This is a genomic window from Natronorubrum bangense (assembly GCF_004799645.1).
Classification (GTDB): domain Archaea; phylum Halobacteriota; class Halobacteria; order Halobacteriales; family Natrialbaceae; genus Natronorubrum; species Natronorubrum bangense.
The window spans coordinates 2,215,689-2,238,277 of record NZ_CP031305.1; the positions used below are offsets into that span (position 1 = coordinate 2,215,689).

26 protein-coding genes are annotated in these 22,589 nt (G+C 63.5%); 17 read left to right on the forward strand and 9 right to left on the reverse strand.

Annotated elements, in window-relative coordinates; translation table 11 throughout:
- Positions 1 to 5: 5 nt before the first annotated feature.
- The gene (gene polX / locus DV706_RS11025) at positions 6 to 1,757 is read right to left on the reverse strand and encodes a DNA polymerase/3'-5' exonuclease PolX (RefSeq protein ID WP_006067493.1); all 1,752 of its coding nucleotides are present in this window, start codon (positions 1,755 to 1,757) and stop codon (positions 6 to 8) included.
- Entirely contained in the window at positions 1,757 to 2,197 is a 441-nt protein-coding gene (locus DV706_RS11030) for a DUF5788 family protein (RefSeq protein ID WP_006067492.1), read from the reverse strand. Before DV706_RS11030 ends, polX begins: the two co-directional genes overlap by 1 nt.
- Positions 2,198 to 2,325: 128 nt before the next feature.
- On the opposite strand from DV706_RS11030, the gene DV706_RS11035 reads away from it, so the two are divergent.
- The 4 genes from DV706_RS11035 to DV706_RS11050 all read left to right on the forward strand — a co-directional run bounded on the left by DV706_RS11035 (position 2,326) and on the right by DV706_RS11050 (position 6,010).
- Complete coding sequence (locus DV706_RS11035; RefSeq protein ID WP_006067491.1) at positions 2,326 to 3,288, forward strand: rhomboid family intramembrane serine protease; 963 nt, start codon at positions 2,326 to 2,328, stop codon at positions 3,286 to 3,288.
- 56 nt (positions 3,289 to 3,344) lie between these two features.
- Positions 3,345 to 4,133, forward strand: coding sequence for an endonuclease V (locus tag DV706_RS11040; protein WP_006067490.1), 789 nt, complete (start codon positions 3,345 to 3,347; stop codon positions 4,131 to 4,133).
- A 322-nt stretch (positions 4,134 to 4,455) separates the two neighbouring features.
- Positions 4,456 to 5,382, forward strand: coding sequence for an SDR family oxidoreductase (locus DV706_RS11045; protein WP_006067489.1), 927 nt, complete (start codon positions 4,456 to 4,458; stop codon positions 5,380 to 5,382).
- A gap of 85 nt (positions 5,383 to 5,467) precedes the next feature.
- Positions 5,468 to 6,010 carry a hypothetical protein gene (locus DV706_RS11050; RefSeq protein WP_006067488.1) on the forward strand — a complete coding sequence of 181 codons (543 nt, stop codon included), beginning with the start codon at positions 5,468 to 5,470 and terminating at the stop codon, positions 6,008 to 6,010.
- A gap of 23 nt (positions 6,011 to 6,033) precedes the next feature.
- On the opposite strand, the gene DV706_RS11055 is transcribed toward DV706_RS11050, so the two are convergent.
- The gene (locus DV706_RS11055) at positions 6,034 to 6,270 is read right to left on the reverse strand and encodes a DeoR family transcriptional regulator (RefSeq protein ID WP_006067487.1); all 237 of its coding nucleotides are present in this window, start codon (positions 6,268 to 6,270) and stop codon (positions 6,034 to 6,036) included.
- Positions 6,271 to 6,570: 300 nt separating this feature from the next.
- Positions 6,571 to 8,370: an SLC13 family permease gene (locus DV706_RS11060; RefSeq protein WP_006067486.1), complete on the reverse strand. Its 1,800-nt coding sequence runs from the start codon at positions 8,368 to 8,370 to the stop codon at positions 6,571 to 6,573.
- A 223-nt stretch (positions 8,371 to 8,593) separates the two neighbouring features.
- Here DV706_RS11060 and DV706_RS11065 point away from each other — a divergent pair, with 223 nt between their 5' ends.
- The 3 genes from DV706_RS11065 (at position 8,594) to DV706_RS11075 (ending at position 10,815) form a co-directional block, all read left to right on the forward strand.
- The gene (locus DV706_RS11065) at positions 8,594 to 8,968 is read left to right on the forward strand and encodes a tautomerase family protein (RefSeq protein ID WP_006067485.1); all 375 of its coding nucleotides are present in this window, start codon (positions 8,594 to 8,596) and stop codon (positions 8,966 to 8,968) included.
- Between the two features lie 91 nt (positions 8,969 to 9,059).
- The gene (locus DV706_RS11070; RefSeq protein ID WP_006067484.1) at positions 9,060 to 10,256 is read left to right on the forward strand and encodes an MFS transporter; all 1,197 of its coding nucleotides are present in this window, start codon (positions 9,060 to 9,062) and stop codon (positions 10,254 to 10,256) included.
- A gap of 97 nt (positions 10,257 to 10,353) precedes the next feature.
- Positions 10,354 to 10,815 carry a universal stress protein gene (locus DV706_RS11075; RefSeq protein WP_006067483.1) on the forward strand — a complete coding sequence of 154 codons (462 nt, stop codon included), beginning with the start codon at positions 10,354 to 10,356 and terminating at the stop codon, positions 10,813 to 10,815.
- 36 nt (positions 10,816 to 10,851) lie between these two features.
- On the opposite strand, the gene DV706_RS11080 is transcribed toward DV706_RS11075, so the two are convergent.
- A complete protein-coding gene (locus DV706_RS11080; RefSeq protein ID WP_049889959.1) occupies positions 10,852 to 12,018 on the reverse strand; it encodes an ArsA family ATPase in 1,167 nt (388 codons plus the stop codon).
- 245 nt (positions 12,019 to 12,263) lie between these two features.
- Here DV706_RS11080 and DV706_RS11085 point away from each other — a divergent pair, with 245 nt between their 5' ends.
- Positions 12,264 to 12,521 carry a hypothetical protein gene (locus tag DV706_RS11085; protein WP_006067481.1) on the forward strand — a complete coding sequence of 86 codons (258 nt, stop codon included), beginning with the start codon at positions 12,264 to 12,266 and terminating at the stop codon, positions 12,519 to 12,521.
- Between the two features lie 12 nt (positions 12,522 to 12,533).
- Here the strand turns inward: DV706_RS11085 and DV706_RS11090 are convergent, their stop codons facing one another.
- Positions 12,534 to 13,634, reverse strand: a complete 1,101-nt coding sequence (locus tag DV706_RS11090; RefSeq protein ID WP_006067480.1) for a pyridoxal phosphate-dependent aminotransferase — start codon at positions 13,632 to 13,634, stop codon at positions 12,534 to 12,536.
- A gap of 106 nt (positions 13,635 to 13,740) precedes the next feature.
- Between DV706_RS11090 and DV706_RS11095 the strand changes: the two genes are divergently transcribed.
- Entirely contained in the window at positions 13,741 to 14,253 is a 513-nt protein-coding gene (locus DV706_RS11095; protein ID WP_006067479.1) for a CinA family protein, read from the forward strand.
- A gap of 103 nt (positions 14,254 to 14,356) precedes the next feature.
- Positions 14,357 to 14,842, forward strand: a complete 486-nt coding sequence (locus tag DV706_RS11100) for a metal-dependent hydrolase (protein WP_006067478.1) — start codon at positions 14,357 to 14,359, stop codon at positions 14,840 to 14,842.
- A 96-nt stretch (positions 14,843 to 14,938) separates the two neighbouring features.
- On the opposite strand, the gene DV706_RS11105 is transcribed toward DV706_RS11100, so the two are convergent.
- The gene (locus tag DV706_RS11105; protein ID WP_006067477.1) at positions 14,939 to 15,928 is read right to left on the reverse strand and encodes a DUF7139 domain-containing protein; all 990 of its coding nucleotides are present in this window, start codon (positions 15,926 to 15,928) and stop codon (positions 14,939 to 14,941) included.
- Between the two features lie 119 nt (positions 15,929 to 16,047).
- Here DV706_RS11105 and DV706_RS11110 point away from each other — a divergent pair, with 119 nt between their 5' ends.
- The 4 genes from DV706_RS11110 (at position 16,048) to DV706_RS11125 (ending at position 18,847) form a co-directional block, all read left to right on the forward strand.
- Positions 16,048 to 16,332, forward strand: a complete 285-nt coding sequence (locus tag DV706_RS11110; protein WP_006067476.1) for a DUF5789 family protein — start codon at positions 16,048 to 16,050, stop codon at positions 16,330 to 16,332.
- A 6-nt stretch (positions 16,333 to 16,338) separates the two neighbouring features.
- Positions 16,339 to 17,037: a CPBP family glutamic-type intramembrane protease gene (locus DV706_RS11115; protein WP_006067475.1), complete on the forward strand. Its 699-nt coding sequence runs from the start codon at positions 16,339 to 16,341 to the stop codon at positions 17,035 to 17,037.
- Positions 17,038 to 17,169: 132 nt separating this feature from the next.
- Positions 17,170 to 17,634, forward strand: coding sequence for a DUF302 domain-containing protein (locus DV706_RS11120; protein WP_006067474.1), 465 nt, complete (start codon positions 17,170 to 17,172; stop codon positions 17,632 to 17,634).
- A gap of 97 nt (positions 17,635 to 17,731) precedes the next feature.
- Entirely contained in the window at positions 17,732 to 18,847 is a 1,116-nt protein-coding gene (locus DV706_RS11125) for an AI-2E family transporter (RefSeq protein ID WP_006067473.1), read from the forward strand.
- 9 nt (positions 18,848 to 18,856) lie between these two features.
- On the opposite strand, the gene DV706_RS11130 is transcribed toward DV706_RS11125, so the two are convergent.
- Together DV706_RS11130 and nreA are read right to left on the reverse strand one after the other, a co-directional pair.
- Complete coding sequence (locus tag DV706_RS11130; protein WP_006067472.1) at positions 18,857 to 19,036, reverse strand: hypothetical protein; 180 nt, start codon at positions 19,034 to 19,036, stop codon at positions 18,857 to 18,859.
- Positions 19,037 to 19,090: 54 nt separating this feature from the next.
- The gene (gene nreA, locus DV706_RS11135) at positions 19,091 to 20,392 is read right to left on the reverse strand and encodes a DNA repair protein NreA (protein ID WP_006067471.1); all 1,302 of its coding nucleotides are present in this window, start codon (positions 20,390 to 20,392) and stop codon (positions 19,091 to 19,093) included.
- A gap of 211 nt (positions 20,393 to 20,603) precedes the next feature.
- On the opposite strand from nreA, the gene DV706_RS11140 reads away from it, so the two are divergent.
- The 3 genes from DV706_RS11140 to DV706_RS11150 all read left to right on the forward strand — a co-directional run bounded on the left by DV706_RS11140 (position 20,604) and on the right by DV706_RS11150 (position 22,516).
- Positions 20,604 to 20,783, forward strand: coding sequence for an HVO_2753 family zinc finger protein (locus DV706_RS11140; protein ID WP_006067470.1), 180 nt, complete (start codon positions 20,604 to 20,606; stop codon positions 20,781 to 20,783).
- 12 nt (positions 20,784 to 20,795) lie between these two features.
- A complete protein-coding gene (locus tag DV706_RS11145; protein WP_006067469.1) occupies positions 20,796 to 21,062 on the forward strand; it encodes an elongation factor 1-beta in 267 nt (88 codons plus the stop codon).
- A gap of 137 nt (positions 21,063 to 21,199) precedes the next feature.
- Positions 21,200 to 22,516 carry an MFS transporter gene (locus DV706_RS11150; protein ID WP_006067468.1) on the forward strand — a complete coding sequence of 439 codons (1,317 nt, stop codon included), beginning with the start codon at positions 21,200 to 21,202 and terminating at the stop codon, positions 22,514 to 22,516.
- Positions 22,517 to 22,589: the final 73 nt, after the last annotated feature.

Sequence of the window (22,589 nt, forward strand, 5' to 3'; positions counted from 1 at the left end):
CGGAGTCAGTGCAAGAACGCGCGCAGTTCCTCGAGCCCCCACGTGTTGATGACGTCGTCTGGTTCAGCCCAGCCGCGCCGGGCGGTGTGGACACCCCAGCGCATGTACTCGAGGGTCGATGGCTGGTGGGCGTCGGTGTTGACCGCGATCGGTGCCCCCTTCTCCAGAGCCGCCTGAACAGCGCTCCCCCAGAGATCGAGCCGCCGTGGATTGGCGTTGATCTCGAGAGCGGTGTCGTTGGCAGCGGCAGCTTCTCCGAGGGCAGTCGCGTCGAACTCGAGGCCGGAGCGTTCGTTGAGCAATCGGCCGCTCGGGTGTCCCAACACGTCCACTGCGGGGTTTTCGATGGCGCGGACGAGGCGGTCGGTCGCCGTCTGGGCGTCCTGATCGAGGCCGCTGTGTGGCGAGGCGACGACGACGTCAAGCGCGTCGATCACGTCCTCGGAGAGGCCGATCTCGCCGTCGGCGTCGACGTTGGCTTCGATACCCGCGAAGACGGCGATCTCGCTGTCGGCGTCGAGCTCGCGGACGAGCTCGACCTGTCCCAGAATCTCGGCGTTCGAAAGCCCCATCCCGCCGACGATGCCGGGCCCCTCGGCGTGGTCGGCGACGCCGTAGTACTCATAGCCCAACTCCGTGGCGGCTTCGACCATTGCCTCGAGTGAGGTGTTGCCGTCGGACCACTCGGTGTGGGTGTGGAGATCTCCCTGAATGTCCGCGCGTGTGAGCAGGTCCGGCAACGCGTCGTTCTCGGCGGCGGCGATCTCCCCGCGATCCTCGCGCAGCTCCGGTGGGATCCACGGCAGGCCGAGCGCCTCGTACATTCCCGCCTCCGTGTCGCCCGCGACGCGGTCGCCGACACGCAGCCCGGCATCGGGGGCGTCGATCTCGCTCACGTCGAACGCGCCGTACTCGTTGAGCTTCATCCCGCGGTCGATCGCGTAGTTGCGAAGCCGGACGTTGTGGTCCTTGCTGCCCGTAAAGTACTGCAGCGCAGAGCCGAACTCCTCTGGGACGACGACCCGTAGGTCGACGCGAATCTCGCCAACGCGGACGCTTGCCTTCTCGGGACCGGATTCGATCTCGCCGTCGACCGACTCCCAGTCGACGAACGCCTCGACGACGTCCTCGCCCGCATCCGTCGCCGCGAGCACGTCTACGTCGCCGATCGTCTCGCGCCACCGGCGGATCGAGCCCGCGACCTCACAGCGCTCGACGGCCTCGAGCCCCTCGAGAAACGCGAGCACGTCGTCGGCGAGGGGTCGCCCTTCCCCCAGTAGGTAGCGCTGGCCGATCTGGCGGGCGAACTCGAGGTTGTCCCGAATGTTCTGTTCGGTCTTCGGGCCGAAGCCCTTGATCTCCTGAACGTCGCCGGCCTCGGCGGCTGCCTCGAGGGCGTCTAAGCTCTCGACACCCAACTCGCGATACAGTTTGCCCGCGGTTTTGGGGCCGACGCCTTCGATGCGGGTGATGTCGGCGATGTCGATCGGCAACTCCGCGCGCAGCTCCTCGAGTTCCTCGATCGTCCCGGTCTCGACGTACTCGACGATTTTGGCCGAGATGGCGTCGCCGACGCCGTCGATTTCCTCGAGGACGTCCTCGTTGCCGCTCGCGACGGGATCGGAGATCGGGACGGGGTGGGCGCGGATGTTCTCGGCTGCCCGGCGGTAGGCGCGGGGTTTGTACTCGACGTCATCGGCCTCGAGCAAGTCGGCGAACTCCTCGAATCGGCCGGCGATCTCGGCGTTGGTCGCCATCAGCGCCCCCTCCGTGCCGCGCCGTCGTCGTCTCGGCCGAGCGCTTGCTGTAGGAACGACATCCAGCGTTTCGTATCGGCGGCCTGTTGGGCCTTCTGTTCGCGCTCTAAGTCCGTCGGGCCGAGGCTCTCTAAGGCGTTGAGTGCCCGATCGATGCCGATGATGCTGCCGGCGAGTTCCTCGCCTTCTTCGCGGGTGATGTTGCCCTCCTCGATCAGTTCGATGCGCTCGTTTCGCTCGCGTCTCAAGTTCCGTTTGGCCTGCTCGACACGGTCGCGTTCGCCGGCTGGCACCGTCTCGCGGCGTTTGATCTCGAAAACGAACGTCCGGAGGTCGATATCTTCGCCCTGGACGGTGATCGTCTCGGGAATGTCCGCGCCGACGGTCGCGCTCTCGCGTTCGACCCGCTCGAGCAGCTGCTTGCGCTCGTATGCTTGCACGTCCCGATATCCGGGTTGGGTAGGCAAAAATGTACAGTCCGGCGACTCGAGGCTGTCGTCGCGAGCGCACACTCACGAGACGGCCTGAACCCCAAATCCCTTAGCGGTGCCACACATACCCCCCGCCAATGGCCACGTGCGACGTCTGTGGGAAGGAAGAAAGCATGCCCTACAACTGTCGGCACTGTGGGGGGACCTACTGTTCGGAACACCGGCTCCCCGAAAACCACAGCTGTGCGGGGCTGCAGAACTGGAACGATCCGCAGGGGGTGTTCGACAGCGGGTTCGACGACTCCGTAAACGGCGGAGGGAGCAAATCGAAGGCCTCGAGTATCACTGACAAACTTCCGATTGATACGGGACCAGGTGGCCCACTCGCGTACTTCCGCGGGAACATGACCTACCTGTTCCTTGCGATCATGTGGGTCACGATGATGGGGCAGTTCCTCGCGTGGCTGATCGGTGGGTGGGCCCTCCATGATACGTTGTTCGTACTCTCCTCCGAGAATCCGCTCTATATCTGGACATGGGTGACTTCTATCTTCGCTCACGCGCCCTTCTTCGCTCAACCCGGCGGTGTCGGAATCTTCCACATCATCTTCAACAGCATCGTGATATTCTTTTTCGGCCCGCTCGTGGAGCGCTACGTCGGCTCGCGGGACTTCGCGGTCCTGTTCATTGTGAGCGGTGCGCTCGCCGGACTCGGCCAGATCGGAATCTCGGCTGCACAGGGTGACCCAAGTTCCGTCCTCGGCGCAAGCGGTGCCGCGCTCGCGATCATGGGTGTGATCACGGTTTTGAACCCCAATCTCACGGTGTACCTGTATTTCGTCCTCCCGGTTCCGATCTGGATTCTGACCGGGCTTACCGCGCTCGTAAGCGTCCTCTTCATTGGTGCTGGTGCTGGGGGAGGTGGTGGGATTGCCCACATGGCCCACCTCGTTGGGCTGGTGATCGGACTCGGCTACGGAGAGTACATCAAGCGCACGCAGAACGTCCGCGCGCCGAGTCAGTTCCAACTCGGCGGTGGCCCAGGCGGTCCCGGCGGACCTGGCGGTCCCGGTGGTCCGGGCGGCCGTCGTCGCTTCTGAGCCCTCGTTTGGAACCCCGACACTGATTTTCGCCCGCTGCCAACCCTCGAGCAGCTATGCCACCCCGGCCCGACCTCGCACCCGACTCCGGACTCGAGCGCGCGGAGATGGAAGCCCTCCAGCGCGAGATCGCGGACGCCGCCGTCTTCGAGGACGACTTTGCGTTCGATCCGTCGACGCTCGGCGATCCCCTCGCGGCGGCCTCGAGTCCCGACGACCCGCCGATCGTCGCCGGCGTCGACCAGTCGTTTCTCACCAATGCCGAGGGCGAGCAGGACCGCGCGCTTTCCGCCGTCGTCGCCATGCGCGGCGGCGAGGTGATCGAACGCGTCCACGCGGTGACGCCACTCGAAATCCCCTACATTCCGGGCCTGCTCGCGTTCCGCGAGGGCGGGCCGATCCTCGAGGCGCTCGAGGCACTCTCCGTCGACCCCGACCTGTTGCTCTTCGATGGCAGTGGTCGCATCCACTTCCGCCAGGCCGGCATCGCGACCCACATCGGCGTCGTCCGTGACGTGCCAGCCGTTGGCGTCGCCAAGAGCTTACTCTGTGGCTCGCCTCGAGGCGACCTCGAGAACCTCGCGGAAGGGACTCGCGTCCCGATCGAGGCCAACGCGCGGGTCGATGCGCCCGATGGAACCCTCCTTGGCTACGCCGTCCAGACGCGCCAGTACGACTCGCCGAATCGGTACATCAATCCGCTGTACGTCAGCCCCGGCCATCGCGTCGGCCCGGACACCGCGGCCGACATCGTCCTCGCGCTCGCCGACTCGTACAAGCTCCCCGAGCCCGTCCGACTGGCCGACAGCTACGCCGACGAGGCGAAACGCGGCCTCGAGGAGTGATGACCAGCTATGTCCGAGAGTGTACTCTCGACCCCCTCTCGATAGCTGCTTGACCATCTACCGACGACAGCGACCCAACCAGCTGCCCGCGGGGGTGGGACTGAAAGGGGCCGGGCCAGTCGGCGACGCACGACGACGCAAGCACGCGAACGGAGTGAGCGCGCAGCGAGGCGCGCGAGCCGACTGGCTCGGGGGCTTTCGGGCTGGTCGTCCCAACACTGGCTCAAGGCTTTCTCGGGAAACGAGACTCACGCCAATTGGACCGTCCGATGAGCGCGACAAACCGTCGATACTTAGGTATCGTCTCTCGAACCAGTCATGTATGGCCACCGCTGAGGACGTCGAGGAAACCGACGACGGGCCGGCTGGCACCGTCGTCGAGGACGATCACGAAGCAGACCAGAGAGACGACCGCTACACCCGCAAGAAATGCGTGCTGATCACCGGCTGTTCGTCGGGCATTGGCCGGGCGACCGCGACGGCGTTTCTCGAGAACGACTGGCAGGTGTTCGCAACGGCACGAAACACCGACCATATCGAGGCACTTGAGGAAGCGGGCTGTACGACGCTCGAACTCGACGTCACCAACCCCGAACAGGTCGCACGGGTCGTCGAACGAACCGTCGAACGCGGCGGCTCGATCGACTGTCTGGTCAACAACGCCGGCTACGCCCAGATGGGGCCGATGGAAGACGTCTCGACGGTCGATCTCCACCGACAGTTCGACGTCAACGTCTACGGCCCTCACCGACTCGTCCGGGCCGCGCTTCCGCACATGCGCGCCCAGGGCGCGGGCCGAATCATCAACGTCTCGAGCGTCGTCGGCCGAATCTCGTTCCCCGGCTCGGGCGCGTACGCGGGCTCGAAACACGCCCTCGAGGCGATGAGCGACTCACTGCGAGCGGAAGTTGATGAGTTCGGCATCGACGTCACTGTCATCGAACCCGGGCCAGTCGAGACGAACTTCACCGAGCGCGTCGACGAGGAGTTACCCGAAGAGAAGCGAACGCCGGCCTACGAGACGCTGTACGAACTGTACGACGAGATGCAGCTAATCGGCGGCGGGTCGGGCGGTCCCTTCGCCTCCTCGTCCGAGGACGTCGCGGATGCGATTCTCGAGGCGAGCACCGTCTCCGAACCGCCGGCACGATATCCGGTCGGGGTGCTCGCCCAGTACGGCGTCTACGCCCGCTTCCTGCCCGATACGCTGCGTGATGCAGGCTATCGGCTGCTGCGGAAGCTCGTCTGAGTCGATCGCTGTGGATGGCTCGCGGGTGCTGTTCGTGAGCATCGACAGAACACTCATAGTCGACCGCTGACAATATTCGCTCGAGATGTCCGATTCGACGTCCAGTGTCGTCGCACTCGCCGATTCCGTCTCCGACCTCCTGTACGGGATCGCCGGCTGGTCGCTGGTTGTGCTCGGGCTCATGCTCGCCGGGGCTGGCGGGCGCGTCCTGCTCGAGTTCGGGCTCACTACCTCGGCCACAGTCGGCGCAACCATCCTGTTTGGACTCGCGTTCGTCACGACGGCGGTCGGCCTCTTTGTCAACCCACGGTTTCGTCGGCGACTCGAGCGTCGCCACGCGCCGTCGCAGTTCGGGTGGGTCCAGAGCGTCGACCAGCGAGTGATCCGGCCCGAAGAACAGTGTCGCGAACGCTGTGTCGCCTGTGGCTCACGAATCGAGCAAGGGATGGTTCGGCGCTACCGCGAGGAGTACGCCGTTGTGGGCATTCCCATCTATACGAGGTCCGTCGGCTACAATCACTACTGTCTCGAGTGTGCAACGGCCGAACTCCAGGGCGGCGAGCCGGCCGCTGAGACAGCCCGCGAGGACGAACCAGGCAAATGCGAGTTCTCACTCGAGCGACAGTAACCTCGAGCGCGTCGAAAAAGCAGTTAGTCCGCGAGTCGCGTCGGCAGTCGCTCCGTGCTGGTTTCGACAAGCGTGTACATCCCGCCCGTACAGCGACGAATGCAGCCGTCTCGCTGCAGTGTCTGACAGTAGCGTTCGACAGTCATTGGATGGGTATCGAGCGCGGTCGCCAGTTCAACGGTCGTCGCCGGACCCGAGCCATCGAGGGCCTCGAGGATTGCGTCTGTCTGTTGCTGTGCTGGGGTGTCCGAGTCTGGCATTCCGTCTCGTTTGTGCCATGTTCCAACAGGGGTATCAACCTCGACACCGGTTCTCAGCCGACTGGAATCGCGTTACCGTTGGTTATTCAAGAGCGGCGACAGCAGACCAGCATTGTTGTAGTGTGTCGTTGGCAGTCACAACACCGCTTTCAGTGCTGTTCCCGACGCACTCAGTTGGAGTCGACACACCGCAGTACTCGGACTCGAAGCTGGCGCTCGAGTTGAGAGACAGCGCCGGCACGATTGCAGGTGCCTGCGATCGAATCGAAAATAGTGAGCCGCGGAGTCAGGACACAGTCGCTACGAGTCCCACTGCTCGACGAACTCGGCTGGGATCGCAGTGATGTCGATTCCCCAGGCAAGTGGCAGCCAGACGACTGCGACGAGCGTGATCAGGATGATCCCGATAACGTTGAGACCAGCCCCGACGCGGGCCATCTGTGGCAGCGAAATGTAGCCGCTGCCGAAGACGATCGCGTTCGGCGGCGTCGCAACCGGCAGCATGAACGCGAACGAGGCTGCGGTTGCGCCGGCGATCATCAGCCCGTATGGGTGGACGCTGATCCCGACCGCGACACCGGCGAGAATCGGCATCAACATCGCCGTCGTCGCCGTGTTCGAGGTCACTTCGGTCAGGAAGATCGTCATCATCACGACGGCCAGCAGGATGAGGACCATCGAGACGCCCTCGAGCAGTTGGAGCTGTTCACCGACCCAGACTGCGAGGCCAGTCTCACCGAAGCCGGCGGCGATCGCGAGACCGCCACCGAACAGGAGGATGACACCCCACGGGATGTCGACCGCGTTCGACCAGTCGAGCAGGAAGGTGTGGTCACCGTCCTCGGTCTTCGTCGGCAGGGTGAACAGAACCAACGCGCCGCCGATGGCGACGATGGTGTCGGCGTCATCGGGCGGCGTAATTCCGAGCACTGGCTCGAGCAGGCTCGCTCCGATCCAGGCGGCGGCCATCCCGATAAAGACGACGAGCACCCGTCGTTCCGGCGAACTCATCGAGCCGAGTTTCTCGAGTTCGGCGTCGATCGTATCGGCTCCCATCGGCAGCTGGTCGAACTGTGGAGACATCGCAACGCGGGTGACGTAGATGTAGACGGCCACCAGGCCGACGATCGAGATCGGAACGCCGTAGAGCATCCACTCGGCGAAGCCGATCGTCGTATCGAAGAGTTCGCCCGCCTGGCCCGCAAAGAGGATGTTCGGCGGCGTGCCGATGAGCGTCGCGACGCCGCCGACGGAGGCGCCGTAGGCGATACAGAGCATGAGCGCGATCCCGAACGAGAAGTTCCCTTCGCTGGTGTCGATGTCGAGTCCAGTCTCGTCGACCAGATCAGCGGTCTGGTAGATGACCGCCAGCGCGATGGGGACCATCATCATCACGGTCGCGCTGTTGGAGACCCACATCGAGAGGAACGCCGTGGCGATCATAAAGCCGAGAATGAGCCGCGAGGGCTTCGTGCCGACGACCTTGATCGTCCGCAGTGCAATACGCTTGTGGAGTCCCCACCGTTGCATCGCCATGGCGAGGAAAAAGCCACCCATAAAGAGGAAGATCAGCGGGTGCCCGTACGACGGCGTCGTCTCTGCAACCGGGAGCGCCCCGGTCAACGGGAACAGGACGATCGGCAGCAACGACGTTGCGGGGATCGGAATCGCCTCCGACATCCACCAGACCGCAACCCACGCGGTGACGGCCGCAACGGCCTGACCTGCGGGCTCGAGGCCGGCTGGTGTCGGCGCGAGGAAGATCAGCGCGAATAGGATCGGGCCGAGAACGAAGCCGATCTTCTGGCGCAGTCCGTACGAGCCGTCGACGTCGAAGGGCGATTTGTCGTTGCCACCTTGCCCGTCGCCGCCGCTTCCAGCGTTGGCAGCTGACCCGGCCCCCTCGCCGGTCGTCTGGCCACCGTCACTGAGCGCTTTCTCTGCGAGGCGCTTTTCCTCGTCCGAAACGCCGTCCATATCTTTGACCATGGCCGGTCCATCGAGCGTGAGATACGCCTTCGTCTGTGCGTTGAGCCGCCACAGATAGATCCAGACGTTCTGAATGAATTTTTGAAGTGTTTTGTGAGAGTCGTACACCATTTTTCGAATCTGTTTCGAATAGGCACTATAAATTGTGTCGATTCCATTCAGGAATTATCACTATTGTTCGGGCAGGTGACCAAGAGTCAAGTAAACACGTCTCTAGTTGTCTTTTGACAGGTCAGGAAGACCACAGAGCGAGCGACTCGAGTGAGGAACGCGAGTCGTAACTGCATCGACCGGCCGTCGGAACCCACAAAACAGCGGCTGTCGAACTCGAGGTATGCCGCTGTTACAGTTTGATACGACGCTGTCGTTGTCAGCCGACGAGAAAACGGCGATCGCAGAGCGGGTGACGGAGCGGTATACGACTGAGATGGCGACGACGGCGGGTCACGTCGCGGTGACGATTCGTGAACACGACTCGGCCGCTCTCCACCTCGGGCGGGCTGTCGAGGGGCCGATGGTGTTTCTCGACGCAGAGATTCGACAGGGCCGGTCGTTCGACCGCAAGCGTGCGTTCGCGGTCGCGACGATGACGTATCTCGGCGAGACGTTCGATATCCCCGACGAGAACATGAAGGTCGTGTTCACTGAACACCCTGGTGAGGCGATGATGGGTGTCGACCGTGTCGGCGGCGAGTGGAACGGCGAGTAACGTCGTTTCGGTCGATCCACGTTCCGGCTGTGGTGTACGGCATCGAGATCAGCACAGTGAAGCACGTCCTCGCGCAAGCACGCGACGTTCAATGGATCGGTCGTACTGGCGGACTGTCTCGCTTGTGACGCTGTGGCAGGTCTCGGCAAGTATCTGTTACTACGCTGTCTTTGCCGCGACACCGTTTTTCCGCGATGAGTTCGGGCTCTCTCGGTTTTCGGTGGGACTCGTCGTCACCGCACTCACGCTCGGGTATGCGATCTGGCTGTTGCCGGTCGGTGCGCTGGTCGATCGCTTCGGAGAGGGGCGAACACTCACACTCGGCCTCGTCGGGTTGGCGGCCGGCGTCACGCTGGTCGCTGGTGCCCCGACGTACGCAGCCTTGCTCGCAGCGGTGTTTTTCCTCGGGTCACTGTACGCGACGGCGATGCCGGGAACGAACAAGGCAATCTACGATAACGTCGCTGCAGGCCGGCAGAATCTTGCGATTGGGATCAAACAGGTCGGCGTCACCGCCGGCAGCGGGATCAGCGCCCTGCTCGTGACTGGGCTTGCCGGTGTCCTGTTCTGGCAAGCCGGCTTCGTGATCGCCGCGGCTGTTGGCGTCGTCGTCGCCGGCTGTTTTGCGCTGTGGTACCCACAACAAAGAGACGGTGGCCGCGCGTCGTATCCGGACTTTCGAGGACTCTCACGCAATCGGCCGTACCGAACGCTCGTCGCAGCAGGGTTTTTCCTCGGCGCGGCACTGTTTACGACGACCGGCTACACCGTCCTCTACGTCGAAGAGTCGGTCGGCGCTTCAGTTGCCTTCGGTGGCGTCGTTCTCGCGCTCGTCCAGCTCTTTGGCAGCGCCGGTCGGCTCGTCACAGGCTGGCTCAGTGATGTCTTGCCCGGCGATCCACAGCGTCGGATCGGTGCCATCCTGATCGTCCAGGCGCTGGCCAGTGCCGTACTGTTCGTCGTCGTTGCAACGACCTCGAGTCCGTGGGGCGCTGCCGTCGCGTTCTCTGCACTCGGTTTCTTCGTCCTCGGCAACACCGGCGTCTACTACTCGTATATGGCGACGCTGGTCTCGGCCGACGAGATGGGCGGGGCGACCGCCGGCGGCCAGCTCTCGCTCGTCGCCGGCTCGGTCGTCGCCCCACCCGCCTTTGGCTATCTCGCCGACACCGTCGGCTACCGCGGCTCGTGGTGGCTGCTTGCCGCCGGCTCGGTCGTCGCCGCCGGCCTCCTGCTGGTTGCAGTTCGACTCGAGTCGCCGGTCGATGAGCCGGCGATGCGCGAGTGATGCGTGGGTTCATGAGAGAACATGTGGAGCGATGACAACGATCAGACACAGCCACGAGAAAGAGCCATTTTAGGCCCCCGGGGTTGAACGCCAGTACATGTACCGTATCTTACTTCCGGTCGATACGAACGAGTTACGAGCGCGTGCCCAGGTCGACGCCGTCCTCGAGATGCCTGCCGCTGCCGACGCGATTCTCGTCGATGTGGTTCACGTCCACGGCGAAACGACGCCGGACGCCGAGTGGGCGGCTGGCGGGTTTTCCGAGAGCTATACGGAAGAGATGGCAGCGAACATCAGAGAGAGCAGTCGCATTCCAGCGTCGGTTGAGACCGTCGTCGACGTTCTCGAGGCGGCCGACGTCGAGTACGCGGTCCACGAGGCCACCGGCGAGCCAGCCGACACGATCCTCGAGATTGCAACAGAACAGGACAGCGACGTGATCGTGCTCGGAAACGGTAACCAGTCGCCAGTTGGGAAGATGCTCTTTGGCAGCGTCGCTCAGGACGTCGTTCTCGAAAGCGACCGGCCGGTGACCGTCGTTCCAGCCGAGTCGGAGTAGCGCCCTCCGTTCCTGACAAACGCGGTGTGAGTGCACTCACCGTAGGCAGGCCCCGACGACCTCGAGCATCTCCTCGCCACGAACTTCGTGGGCAAACAGCGGGACGCGTCGCACGTCGGTCCCGCGAAAGAGATCCTGCGCTTCCGCGAGTGCGGACTGCTGGACATCCCAGCGCCGCTGACAGAACTCACAGTCATCCAGATTGGGCTGGAGGAACGCACCCTCGACGTCGTCAGTCACGTCGGAGAGCGGTTCCATCACGCGGTTGACGACGACGGTGCCAACCGGGATATCGAACTCGTCGAGTTGCTGGCGCAGACGCTTGGATTCGAAGACACTCATCTCCTCGGGCACCATGACGATTCGGAAGTCCGTTCGAGCGGGGTCACGCAGCGCTGCCCGAAGCCGTTCGATTCGGTCGCGCAGTTCCTCTAAGTCCTCGAGATCACCCTCCTGCTCCGGCGGCTCTTGGCCGCCGAACATCCCTTTCATCCCCTCGAACATCCCGCTGAGTCGCTGTCGGAACGTGAGGATGCGCCCCATCATCGAGTCCATCAGTTCGGGCAACTGGAGCAGTCTCAGGGTGTGGCCTGTGGGCGCGGTGTCGACAACCACGCGCTCGAATCGGGGATCGTCGAGATACTCGAGCAACAGCTGCATTGCGGCGGCCTCGTCGGCACCAGGCATCGCACCGCCGAAGAGGGCGTCCATCGGCGACTCCTCGCCGCCGAGCATCTCGCCAAGCCCACCCATCGGACCGCCAGCACCAGCAGCCCCTGGACCGCCCTCGCCGCCGAGGAAAGCCGCCTGCCCGTTTTCCATGGCGTGTTCCGGATCGATCTCGGCCCCATAGAGCGGGATATCGTCGCGAATGCGACCGGGTTCGGCCGGAACGGTCGTTTCGAACGTGTCCGACAGCGAGTGTGCCGGGTCCGTCGAGACGACGAGCGTGCTGGTCCCATCGCCGGCGCTCTCGAGGGCCGTCGCGGCGGCCATCGTCGTCTTCCCAACACCGCCTTTCCCCCCGTAAAGCACGTAATCGGGGCCGTCGAAGGGCTCGTCGGACGGTGCGACGTCAATCGTCTCTCGTTCATCCTCCGTGACGGAGTCCGTCGGTGTCACCTCGATCGTGTGTGCGCCGTCATCGTCCGCTGTCGCGTCCTCGGCCACCTCGTCGACCGACTCGACGTCGATTCCACTCATACCAACCGTTTTCCCGTCCCAACACGAGTAGTCGTCGGTCTCGAGCGAGACGGCAGCCACCGTCCTAGATGGATGCTAGCTCGAGACATTTTTGAATGTCACCTAGGATCACCCTAATACATACTAGGACATCTCGGAGTGTCTTCACATCATATAATTGTACCACCCCTAACATTAATTAGGAGAACGTTGGCGTTCCACTCAGACCAACGACGGTGAGACATCCATCGCCGTTTCACGACCCCATGACATCCCAACTCATCCAGAACGCCGCCGACTCGACGACCGACCGCACCGATAGCGAGCGATTCCCCTACGAGGGTGACCACGCCGGCTACGCACTTCCGACAGCCACTGCTCGAGGCGTCCTCCGGCCGACCGACACGTCGGAAGCGATCGGTGCCGCTGGCTCGCTCGACTGCCCGGCCTGTGACAGCGAGACGACCAACGGCGCTGGCCTGTTTGCGTGTACCGACTGTTCGTGGGAGGGGACGCTCCGATAGCGTTGTATCCCGTTAGTTGAAATACGTCGCCAGCCGCGCAGCGGCTTCTTCGACGCGCGGCGTGACGAGCGCAAACCGGAGCCAGTCACGGCGTGAATCGCCGAAGGCCTCACCCGGCATCCCAGCGACACCAGCCTCGTCGATCAGGCGCTCGACGTTCTCGAGCGTGCCGGGATAGTCCTCGAAGCGCGCCAGCACGTAAAACGAGCCCTGTGGCGTACTGTATTCTGCACCCGCCGCATCCAGCGCATCGGTGAACGTCTCGACGCGCTCGCGGAGCAACTCACGGTTCTGTTCGTAGTACGCCGGCCCCGTCTCACGAAGCGCCTGCAACACGGCGTACTGGCTGGGGCGGCTGCCGGCGACGTTGACCAGCATATGCCGACTCTTGGCGTTCTCGACGAGGTCCGGTGGGAAGATCGCGTAGCCGACGCGAAAGCCCGTAATCGCCATCGATTTCGAGAACGCGTTGGTAACGATTCGGTGCTCCGAGTCGAGCTCAAGCGCACTCGAGAACGTCCCTGAGAGGTCGTAGTGGTCGTACACCTCGTCGCTGACGAGGATCGCGTCGTACTCCTCGGCGATCTCGACCAGCGCCTCGATCGTCTCCGCGGGGTAGACCGCGCCTGTCGGGTTGTTCGGCGAGTTGACGACGATGGCCGCGGTCTCCTCGCTTGCAACAGCGCGGACATCGGCGGGATCGAGGTGGCCCGTCTCGTCCGTCGGAACGAACCGTTGTGTGCCGCCGAGCATCGTCGTCTTTCCGGGGTAGTAGGGGTAGACCGGGTCCGCCAGGACGATTTCGTCGCCGCGGTCGCGCTCGAGTGCGCGGGCCATCGCGAGGTAGTTCGCCTCGCCGGCCCCGTTCGTGATGACGACCTGCTCGGTGTCGACACCTCGGCGGGCAGCGATCTCCTCGCGCAACTCGCGCAAGCCGTCACTCGGCGGATACTGGAACTGGTCGGGCTCGAGGTCGGCGTACTCGTGGAGCCCGTCGCGGAGCGCTTGCGGTGGCTCCCAGTCTGGGTTTCCGCTGACCATGTCGATCACATCGCGATCCGCCCGGTCTGCGTACTCCATCACGTGAAAGAACAGCGGCGTCTCGTACTCCATACCGGAAGCACGGAGGGGATGGACCGTCGTTCTTTCCGTTTTCTACCGACGCCGACCGTCGACCCTCGCTTTGACGGTCCGGGAACGCGTCGGCTCGCATACGAGTATGACCGACGACATCGATCACGACCTCTCGACGGCGGTCGGCGACGCGCTTCGAGCGCGCGAAGAGACCGTCGCCGTCGCTGAGTCCTGTACTGGCGGCCTGATTGGCGCTGCGATTACGGCCGTCCCGGGCGCAAGCGACTACTTCGATTCGGCGCTGGCGACCTACGCCTACGACGCCAAACGCCGCCACCTCGGCGTCAGCCGTGAAGCACTCGACGAACACGGTGCCGTCTCCGAACCCGTCGCCCGCCAGATGGCCCAGGGTGTTCGAGACGTCGCCGACGTCACCTGGGGCGTCGCAACGACGGGAATCGCCGGCCCGACCGGCGGGACCGAGGACAACCCAGTCGGGACCGTCTATATCGGCGTCGCCTACGCCGGCCCATGGGGTAGCGAGTCGTCGTTTGCATCCGTCTCCCGCTACGTCTTCGAGGGCGACCGCGACGCCGTCCGCATAAAGACCGTCGAGCAGGCACTCGAGGACCTGCTCGCAGCGATCGACGCACAGTAGACACGGCGGGACGACCGCTACTGGTCAGCGCGGCGACTGATTCGGCACGACGACACTCTCCGAAAGAAAACTATTCGAGGCTTGCACCGCCAGTGGCGGATAGATGAACAAGAAGGGACACGTTCTCAACGCCATGCTCTTGAGTCTCGGGTTGGGGTATTTACTCGAGCCGGCTGGGGACCTCGAGACGTTTCGGATGATCATCGCGATCGGGGTGCCGGTCACACTCGGCGCGATGGTGCCCGACATCGACACTGCGTTCGGGAAACACCGCAAAACGTTGCACAACCTGCCGCTTCTGGCCGGCTTTATCGCCTTCCCGTACGTCTTTGGCAACCTCGAGTACGTCTGGATCGGCGTGTTGACCCACTACGTCCTCGATATGGCGGGCAGCAGGCGCGGTATCGCGCTGTTTTACCCGCTCACGAAAACGGAGTACGGACTCCCGACAGGTGTCACCGTCAGCAGCAATCGCGCGGATCTGGTGACGGTGATTATCACCGTCCTCGAACTGCTGGTCGTCGCCCTGATCGTCTACGAGGTCCCCCAGTGGGGCTTCGAGATGGGGCGACAGGCAGCCGGATTCTAGATCGGCGTCACAGGGGGCTGTGACGACTCGAGGGGTGTCGGATCGAAAACGAGAACAGAACATGGTCGGCGGCTGTGCGGTCGCTTTTCGACGGCGTTATCGGTTGTTCGGTGTCCACTCCTCGCAGGCGTCCATATCGTCCATCGCCGTCTCGTGGTGGGCACAGTAGGGGACCATCCCATCTGACGAGCGAACGTACTCGAACTGGCTGCAGTTGCCACAGTAGCGGTCCGTCGGTTCTGCCGGCTGTTCTGTCGGTGCGTCGACGATCTCCGCATCGTGGCCGTCGCCAGCATCGATCGGCGAGCTGATATCGGAGGCCGCTGTGCCGCCGTCGCTGGTCGCCACGCCGGCGGCCTGGGCTCGAGTGCGGCCGGTGCCGGTCCCAGCTCCAGTGTTGGACCCCGACTTCGGTGCGGACTGGACCGACGCGTCGTCGTACGAGAGCGTCGTGCCGTCGGCGTCGGTTGCATTGGTCTGCGTTTCGACGTCGCCGTCGGGCGTCCCACCGAAGAAGCCGATGCCGCCGAGCCCGCTCGAGTCGTCGTCTGACTCGTCGGCCTTGACGACGGTCGTGTTGTGGCGCGTGACGTTCATCTCGAGCATACCGCCCGGATCGTTGCGTCGTTTGAACGTCGCGACGGCGGCGAACAGACACCAGATCGCAGTGATGAGTCCGAGCAGGTAGATCACCGAAACCTCGAGCGTTAGCTGATCGCCGCCGTATCGCCAGTGTTCGGGGTAGGCATGCCAGAACAGGGCGACGCCGAACAGACAGAGACTTGCGCTGATCGCGGCAGTGGCCTGCACGCGGCGGCTGGCGGGCAACACGACGAAGACTCCGATCAGGACGATCGGGACACTGAGCCCGGCGAGAACACCAGCAGCACGAACGGTCGCGAACTGGGGTGCCATCCCCTCCGAGAGCGCGATCGCGTACTCGCCTAAGAGGTCGGTCGTCGCCACGAGTACGGCGACGACGGCCAGAATCGCACCGAGCAAGACAAGCGCCGTCCCCGTATACAGTCGCCTGGGGCTCGCCACCTCCCGTGCGCTTCCGTCGTAGGCCTCCGTCAGACTTGTCATGCACGGTGATTGTACCTCCCGCCACAAAACGGTACGTCAGACACATTTCGAAGGATAGAGAGGTATCGATGACCCCCGGAAACGAAAGCTTGAATCGACGCGCTCGCAAACGAAGGCGTATGAGCGACGAGGACGACGAGGAGCCGGCTGTGACGCTCGGAGACCAGACCCCAATCGAGGGTGCCCCCCTCGCCCGCGTCACGTCGCGGCTGACGTGGCCCAAAGAAAAGAGCGAAGTCGACCGTCTCGAAGGCGACAGCGTCATTCGAACGCCCGATGGACCACAGTCGCTGTCGAGCATTCTCGAGGCGGTCGACGAGACGTACTTCCAGCGCCACCAGGAGTTCGAAACCCACGTTCGGGACGTCATCGGCACTGGACCGATTCCGACCGCAGACGAGTAACGACCCGTGGCGACAGAAGGAGCACGCAGCGCCGGCGGCTGGGTTCGTGATCAGTTCGATCGCCTGTCGTGGTTCCAGAAGTCGCTACTCACCGGCGCCGTCCTGACGCTCGTGTGGATGCAGTACGTCCCGCCCGACCTCGAGCGACGGGCCGTGTTCGACGGACTGGTGTTGATCGGGGGGCCGCTCGCACTGGGGCTGACCCACGGCAACCACATCGGCTGGAACATCAACCGCGTCGCCGTTCGCAACACCGTCTTGCTCTCCCTGTTCGTACTGCCGTTTTATCTCATCGGATCGACGCTCCCGACGATCCGTGCGTACTATCCGATCTGGCCGACCTCGAGTGCGCTCGCAACGTTTCTCCCACACGCAGTGCAGCTGTTTCTGCTCGCAGTGGCTGCGGAGACCTACTACCGCGGCCTGCTCTGTGTCGGCGTCAAAGAGATCGGTTTCAAGGCGGTGCTCATCAGCCCTGTCGTCTACATGTTTCACCACGTTGGCAAACCGCCGATCGAGTTCCTGCTGTCGGGACCGACGGATATCCTCTTCGGTGCCGTCGACTACCAGTCGAACTCGATTCTCCCCTCCGTGGTCGCCCACGGGGCCGGGCTCGTCTTGCTCGATTGGCTCGTCTTACACGAGCCACTGTTCGATCCGCTGCCAGTGTTGGCTCGGCTCGAGTGGGTGCCGGTCCCGCTGTGATACGGATTGCTGTACCGATGTCTCGCCGATCGCCAGCACGGATCGGCGATCGGCGGTCAGTGACTCCAGGAAACCGTATGACCGGCTGCTGGGACGGCGAGGCTTTAGTATGGTCCTGGCGTTGACTCGAGTATGACGCTTCCAATCGACCCTGCCACGATCGATCCGGACGAGTACGGCGAGAAACAGGTCGTCCTCGAGATGGACCACGAGGAGGCCATCGAGCACGTGCGCGAGGTCTGTACGGATGCCGGCTTCGGCATCCCCGTCGAGTTCTCCCCGTCGGAACTGCTAAACGAAAAAGTCGACGCCGACCGCGACCCCTACTACGTCCTCGGCGCCTGCAACCCCGCCGTCGCGAACAAGGCACTCGAGCAGTCGCTGCAGATCGGCGGGCTCTTCCCCTGCAACATGGTCATCTGGGAAGAAGCCCCTGGCCGACAGCGCGTCTATCACGTCTCGATCATGCGAATCGCCCGCCTACTCGGGATGGCCCCGGACAACGACGCCTGGGACGAGATCCTCGAGGAGACCGGCGAACTCACCGAGCAAGCCTTCACGAAACTCGAGGCGGCCGAGGCTGCACAAACGGACTGAGGCCGTTGGCCGAGTGCTCGAGCGACGACGCTGACGTCGGATCGGTGCCAAGCGTCGAGATGTCAAGCTTTACGTACGATACGGCTCACCGTCTCGTATGGACGTCCGAACCGCGTTTTTCGCCCTCCTCCTCGTCGTTCTTGGCGTGATCGCGACCCTGATGATCGCCCCGCTGTTGCAGTACGTGATGGCTGCTGCCCTCCTTGCGTTCGTACTCTATCCCGCCTACGAGCGCTTACGCCCTCGGGTTGGGCCTCGCCCCGCAGCGTTGCTGTTGACGGGGTTTGCCATTGCTGCTGTCCTCGTTCCCTTGCTCGTCATCTCCGTCATTGTTCTGCAGACGCTGCTCACCTTTCTGAATACCGCCGATGAAACGATCGCCGTCGAGACTGTTCGCGACATCGCCCGAGACGAGTTCGGCCTCGAGCCGGACCAGGTCGACGCCCTCGAGACAGCCGTCCTCGCGGAGATCGAATCGTCGGTGTCGGGAGCCGTCGAACTCGCCGTGCTCGAGGTGATCGGGCTGGTCAACACCAGCGTCGAGATGGGGCTCGGTCTGATCGTCTTCCTCTTCCTGTTATACTATCTGCTCGTCGACGGCCGCACGTTCGTCGAGTGGCTCGGCGAGGTCGCCCCGATCGACTCGCATATCCGGGACGAACTGTTCGAAGAGGTAAGCGTCGTCACGTGGGCAGTCATCAACAGCCACGTCCTCGTTGCCGTCGTCGAAGGCGTACTCGGCGGCATCGGGTTCTACCTGCTCGGGCTGCCGAACGTTGCCTTCTGGACGGTCATTATGATCATCGTCTCCTTCCTTCCGGCAATCGGTGTCTGGCTCGTCTGGGGGCCCGCTGTAGGGTATCTCGTGGTCGCGAACGATCCGTTCAGTGCCGCGTTGCTTTTGCTGTATGGGATTGCCGTGCTCTCGGTGGTCGACAACTATCTGCGAGCGATCTTCGTCGACCGCGGCTCCGGGCTCCATCCAGCGGTTGTCATCGTCGGCGTTATCGGCGGGATCTACCTGCTCGGAATCATGGGACTGTTCCTCGGTCCCGTCTTGCTCGCGGTGTTCAAAGCCGGCCTCAACGTCTTCAATCGCGTCTCGCTCGAGGGCGATGAGAGCGACCCCACGTCCGAGCCCCAATCGACGGCGGCGTCGGCCGTCACTCCTGCGCCCGAGCAACGACTCTCGGAGCCCGACGACGCAAATTGACTGCGCAAGCTACTTTTCCTCCCGTGTCGGGGCATCGTTCTCGAGCTCGTCGAGATACTGCTCAGCGTCGTGTTGCAGATAGCCCGTGACGACGGCGATGATGGCGATGACGAACAGTGGAACGCCGATGAGCAGGATAATCATCGCGATCGCGGTGAGGAATTCGGCGCTGACGAGCGCGAGAGACATACAGCCACAGACGCACTCGGACGGCTTAGCAGCCGTGGTTCGACGCCCGGGCTGTTATGTTGAGCCCGAAAAGGCGCTCAGATTCGACTGCAGGCCGGCTGCAAGCTCCGATTTGCGCTGGAGACGTGCGTACGAGATCGGGAGCTGCGTCGCGACCTCGTTTACTGCGTCGTGGAACGTCTCGGCTTCACCGTACTGGCCCTCGAAGGCGTTGCGGACGCTTTCACGGACCTGCCAGACGCCGACGGGTGCCCAGTAGTCATCCGAGACTTCACGCAGGACGAGACACTTGGCCTGTCGGCCGATCGACTCGAGGTGCTCGAGCACACCTAACCGGGCCGCGTAGTAGGCCCCCGCAGTTTCCTCGACGTAGCTCGAGCGTCCTTCGTACCCTTCGCTAGCGCTCTGGAGCCAGACGTCGCCGCGGGGGTTGGGGTTCCAGATGCTGCCGGGGGCTTTCATCTCGACGAGTTCGAACTCCCAGCTACCCGGCGCGAGGATGACCCAGTAGCGGTTGCCCATATACTCGTTGGCCCAGACCTGCACGTCGTCGATACTCGGTGCGTTTCGGATGCCGCCCCGCAGGAACTGGCCGACCGTGTCGTCGACGGCGGTGATCGACCACCGGGTCGGGACGAGTCGGCGCTGTTTCGTCTCCCCGAGTGCGCCCGCCGAGAGGATCGAGTTGATCTCGTAGACATCGAAGCCGCGGCGATAGAGGTAGGTCATCGCGCCTTGGGCCTGCCAGTCATCGTCTTCTAAGGTCTTTTTGACCGGTTTCGGGACGTAAGGGTTCTCCCGCAACTCGGCGTTTCGGGCGTTCGCACGAGGGCCACGAGGTGTCGCGACATCCGTGCCAGCCTCGAGGCCGAGCTCCGGCTTTCCGTCCAGCCCGATCTCGAGATCGACCGGCTGACCGGCGATGGCGACCTCACGCTGGATACCGACGAAGCCATCCCAGCTGTCGTGAACCGACGGTGCCATCCGGCTCGCAATCGACGGCGAGTCGACGTTTGCGTGCTTGCTCGAGTTCAACAGCCCTGTCCGCCGCTGGAGGACGTCGGTGATCCCGTGGCCCTGCTGGTACCAGCTGCCGTCGGTGACGTACTCCTCGGCGGCGTCCTCGTCGCCGACGGGGGAGAGCACTCCGACAGGAATATCGGGGTAGTTCGACCGCCCGACGAAAATCGAGGGGGCCGTCGAGCCCACGAGGGTATCGCCACTGAGTGCGTCGTCGAACCGCTGTTCGAACGTCTCGATGTGGTCCGTGATCGCGTAGGATTTCTCTTTTGCGAGGCGCCGTCGCTCGGCTTCCTCGTCGGGCTCGAGATCCTCGATGTAGTCGTCGAGACGCATTCATTCACAGTAGTATCCCGCTCTGTTTGAATGTTACAGTCCGCCAGCAGAATGTCAGAGGCAGAGGTTCGGAAGCGTTACGCCGCCGAACCTCATGCATCTCTTGCGCGCGAACCCTCATGTATATAGACGCGCGTTCTCTGTCTGTGAAAACACACCCCGAGTCCCACAAAAGACAACGGTTAAAAACGGCGGGCGGGAAAGGACGGGTATGAGTACGACGGACGATCGAAACACGCGATCCTGCGTCTCCTGTGGGATCAACATCGCCGGCACGAACGCTGCTGCGTTCAAGTGTCCAGACTGTGGCGCCCAGATTTACCGCTGTGCCAAATGCCGCAAGCAGAGCAACCTCTATGAGTGCAACGACTGTGGTTTCACCGGACCATAAGGTGGTTTGAGCATGGGAAAAGTAGCTGCCAAAATCAAGGTCATGCCGGACAGCCCCGAAATCGACCTGGACGCACTCCAGGAGCGCCTCGAGAGCGCACTCCCTGAGGGCGCCAAAATCAACGGTGTCGAGCGCGAAAACGTCGCGTTCGGCCTCATCGCACTCTACCCAACCGTGATCGTCCCTGACGGCTCGGGTGGGACGGAGACTGTCGAAGAGAACTTCGCAGACGTCGAAGGCGTCGAAAGCGTCGGCGTCGAGAACGTCGGCCGCATCTGAAGCCGGACCGTTTTTCATCCCGGAACTGTGTCGCTGGTGAGCCGTTGCCTTGAGGTCGGTCGTGCGACCGGCGTCAGCCCACGCACGCCTTGCCAGTCACACAACGCTTACCACGCCACTCGAGAAACGTGTCCAGCGTGAACGTGCTGTCGGATCCCACCAAACGACGGTGGCTCGCGTGGGGTGCGTTGGCGACAGTCTTCCTGCTCGTCAATCTACACCGCCTCTCGACGGCCGTTCTGTCGGAACGGCTAACCACCGATTTCGGGACGACGGCGGCACAGCTCGGCACGCTTCACGCCTCGTTTTTCCTTATTTACGCCGCGATCCAGATTCCGACGGGCGTGCTTGCCGACCGGGTTGGGCCGCGCTACGTCGGCTCGATTGGCGGCCTCGCACTGAGTCTCGGGGCTGTGGGCTTCGCGATGAGCGACAGCTATCTCACGGCGTTCGTCTCACGGGCGCTCATCGGTCTCGGCAGCGGCGTCATCTTCGTCTCGATTCTTCGCTTTTGTGCTAACTGGTATCGCGCTGAGGAGTTCGCGACGATGACTGGCTTGACCGGCAGCATCGCTGGCCTTGGCGCAATCCTCGCGACGACGCCACTGGCAGTCACCGTCGAGCAGGTCGGTTGGCGGCCGACGATCTTCGCGCTGGGGCTCGTCGGAATCGTCGCTGCCGGTGCTGTCTTCGTCCTCGCGCGCCAGTCGCCGGCCGCTGCCGGCCTCGAGCCAATTGCAGGCGTCCCGGAACAGCCCGCAGTCACGTTTGCGGAACTGGGCGGTCACCTGCGGGCGCTCGCACGCGATATCGATCAGTGGCTGCTGTCGATCGTCTTCTTCGCGGGAAACGGCGCAATGTTGACGCTCGTGGGGATGTGGGGGGTGCCGTATATCGTCGTCGTCTACGAACTCGACGTGACGACGGCCTCCTATTTCACCCTCCTCGCCTCGGTCGGGGTCCTGTTCGGCCCGACGGCGATCGGCTGGCTCTCCGACCGACTCGAGCGGCGTCTGGTGCCGATGACGGCTGGAATCGGACTGTTCGCAGTTGCACTTGCGACGATTCCCATCTTCGGCCGCCCACCGCTTGCGGTCGTCGCCGTCGCCTATCTGGCCTGTGGCTTCCTCTTCGGCGCGGCGATGCTCTCGCTGTCGATCGTCAAGGAGCGATATCCCGCTGGCGCCAGCGGCGTCGCCATGGCAACGGTGAACACGGCAGGGTTCGTCGGCGGCACAGTCCTCCCGATGGTGATGGGGATGGCACTCGATGCGTATCAGACGGGCGAGACCGTCGGCGGCACCGTCGCCTACACCCAGTTCGGGTATCGGATCGCTTTCGGTATTCTGGCGGGAACCGTCGCTATCGGATTCCTATCCTCGTGCTGGCTGCTCGTCCGGGATCGGAACGGCTCGGCGGCGGTGAGCGCCCGCTCGAGCGAGGTCGATCCCTAACTGAACCCCTGGCGGTCGAAACGAGGGCGGCGGGGGATTGCCCCGGCATCGCCGGCCATCGACTGCTGTGCGT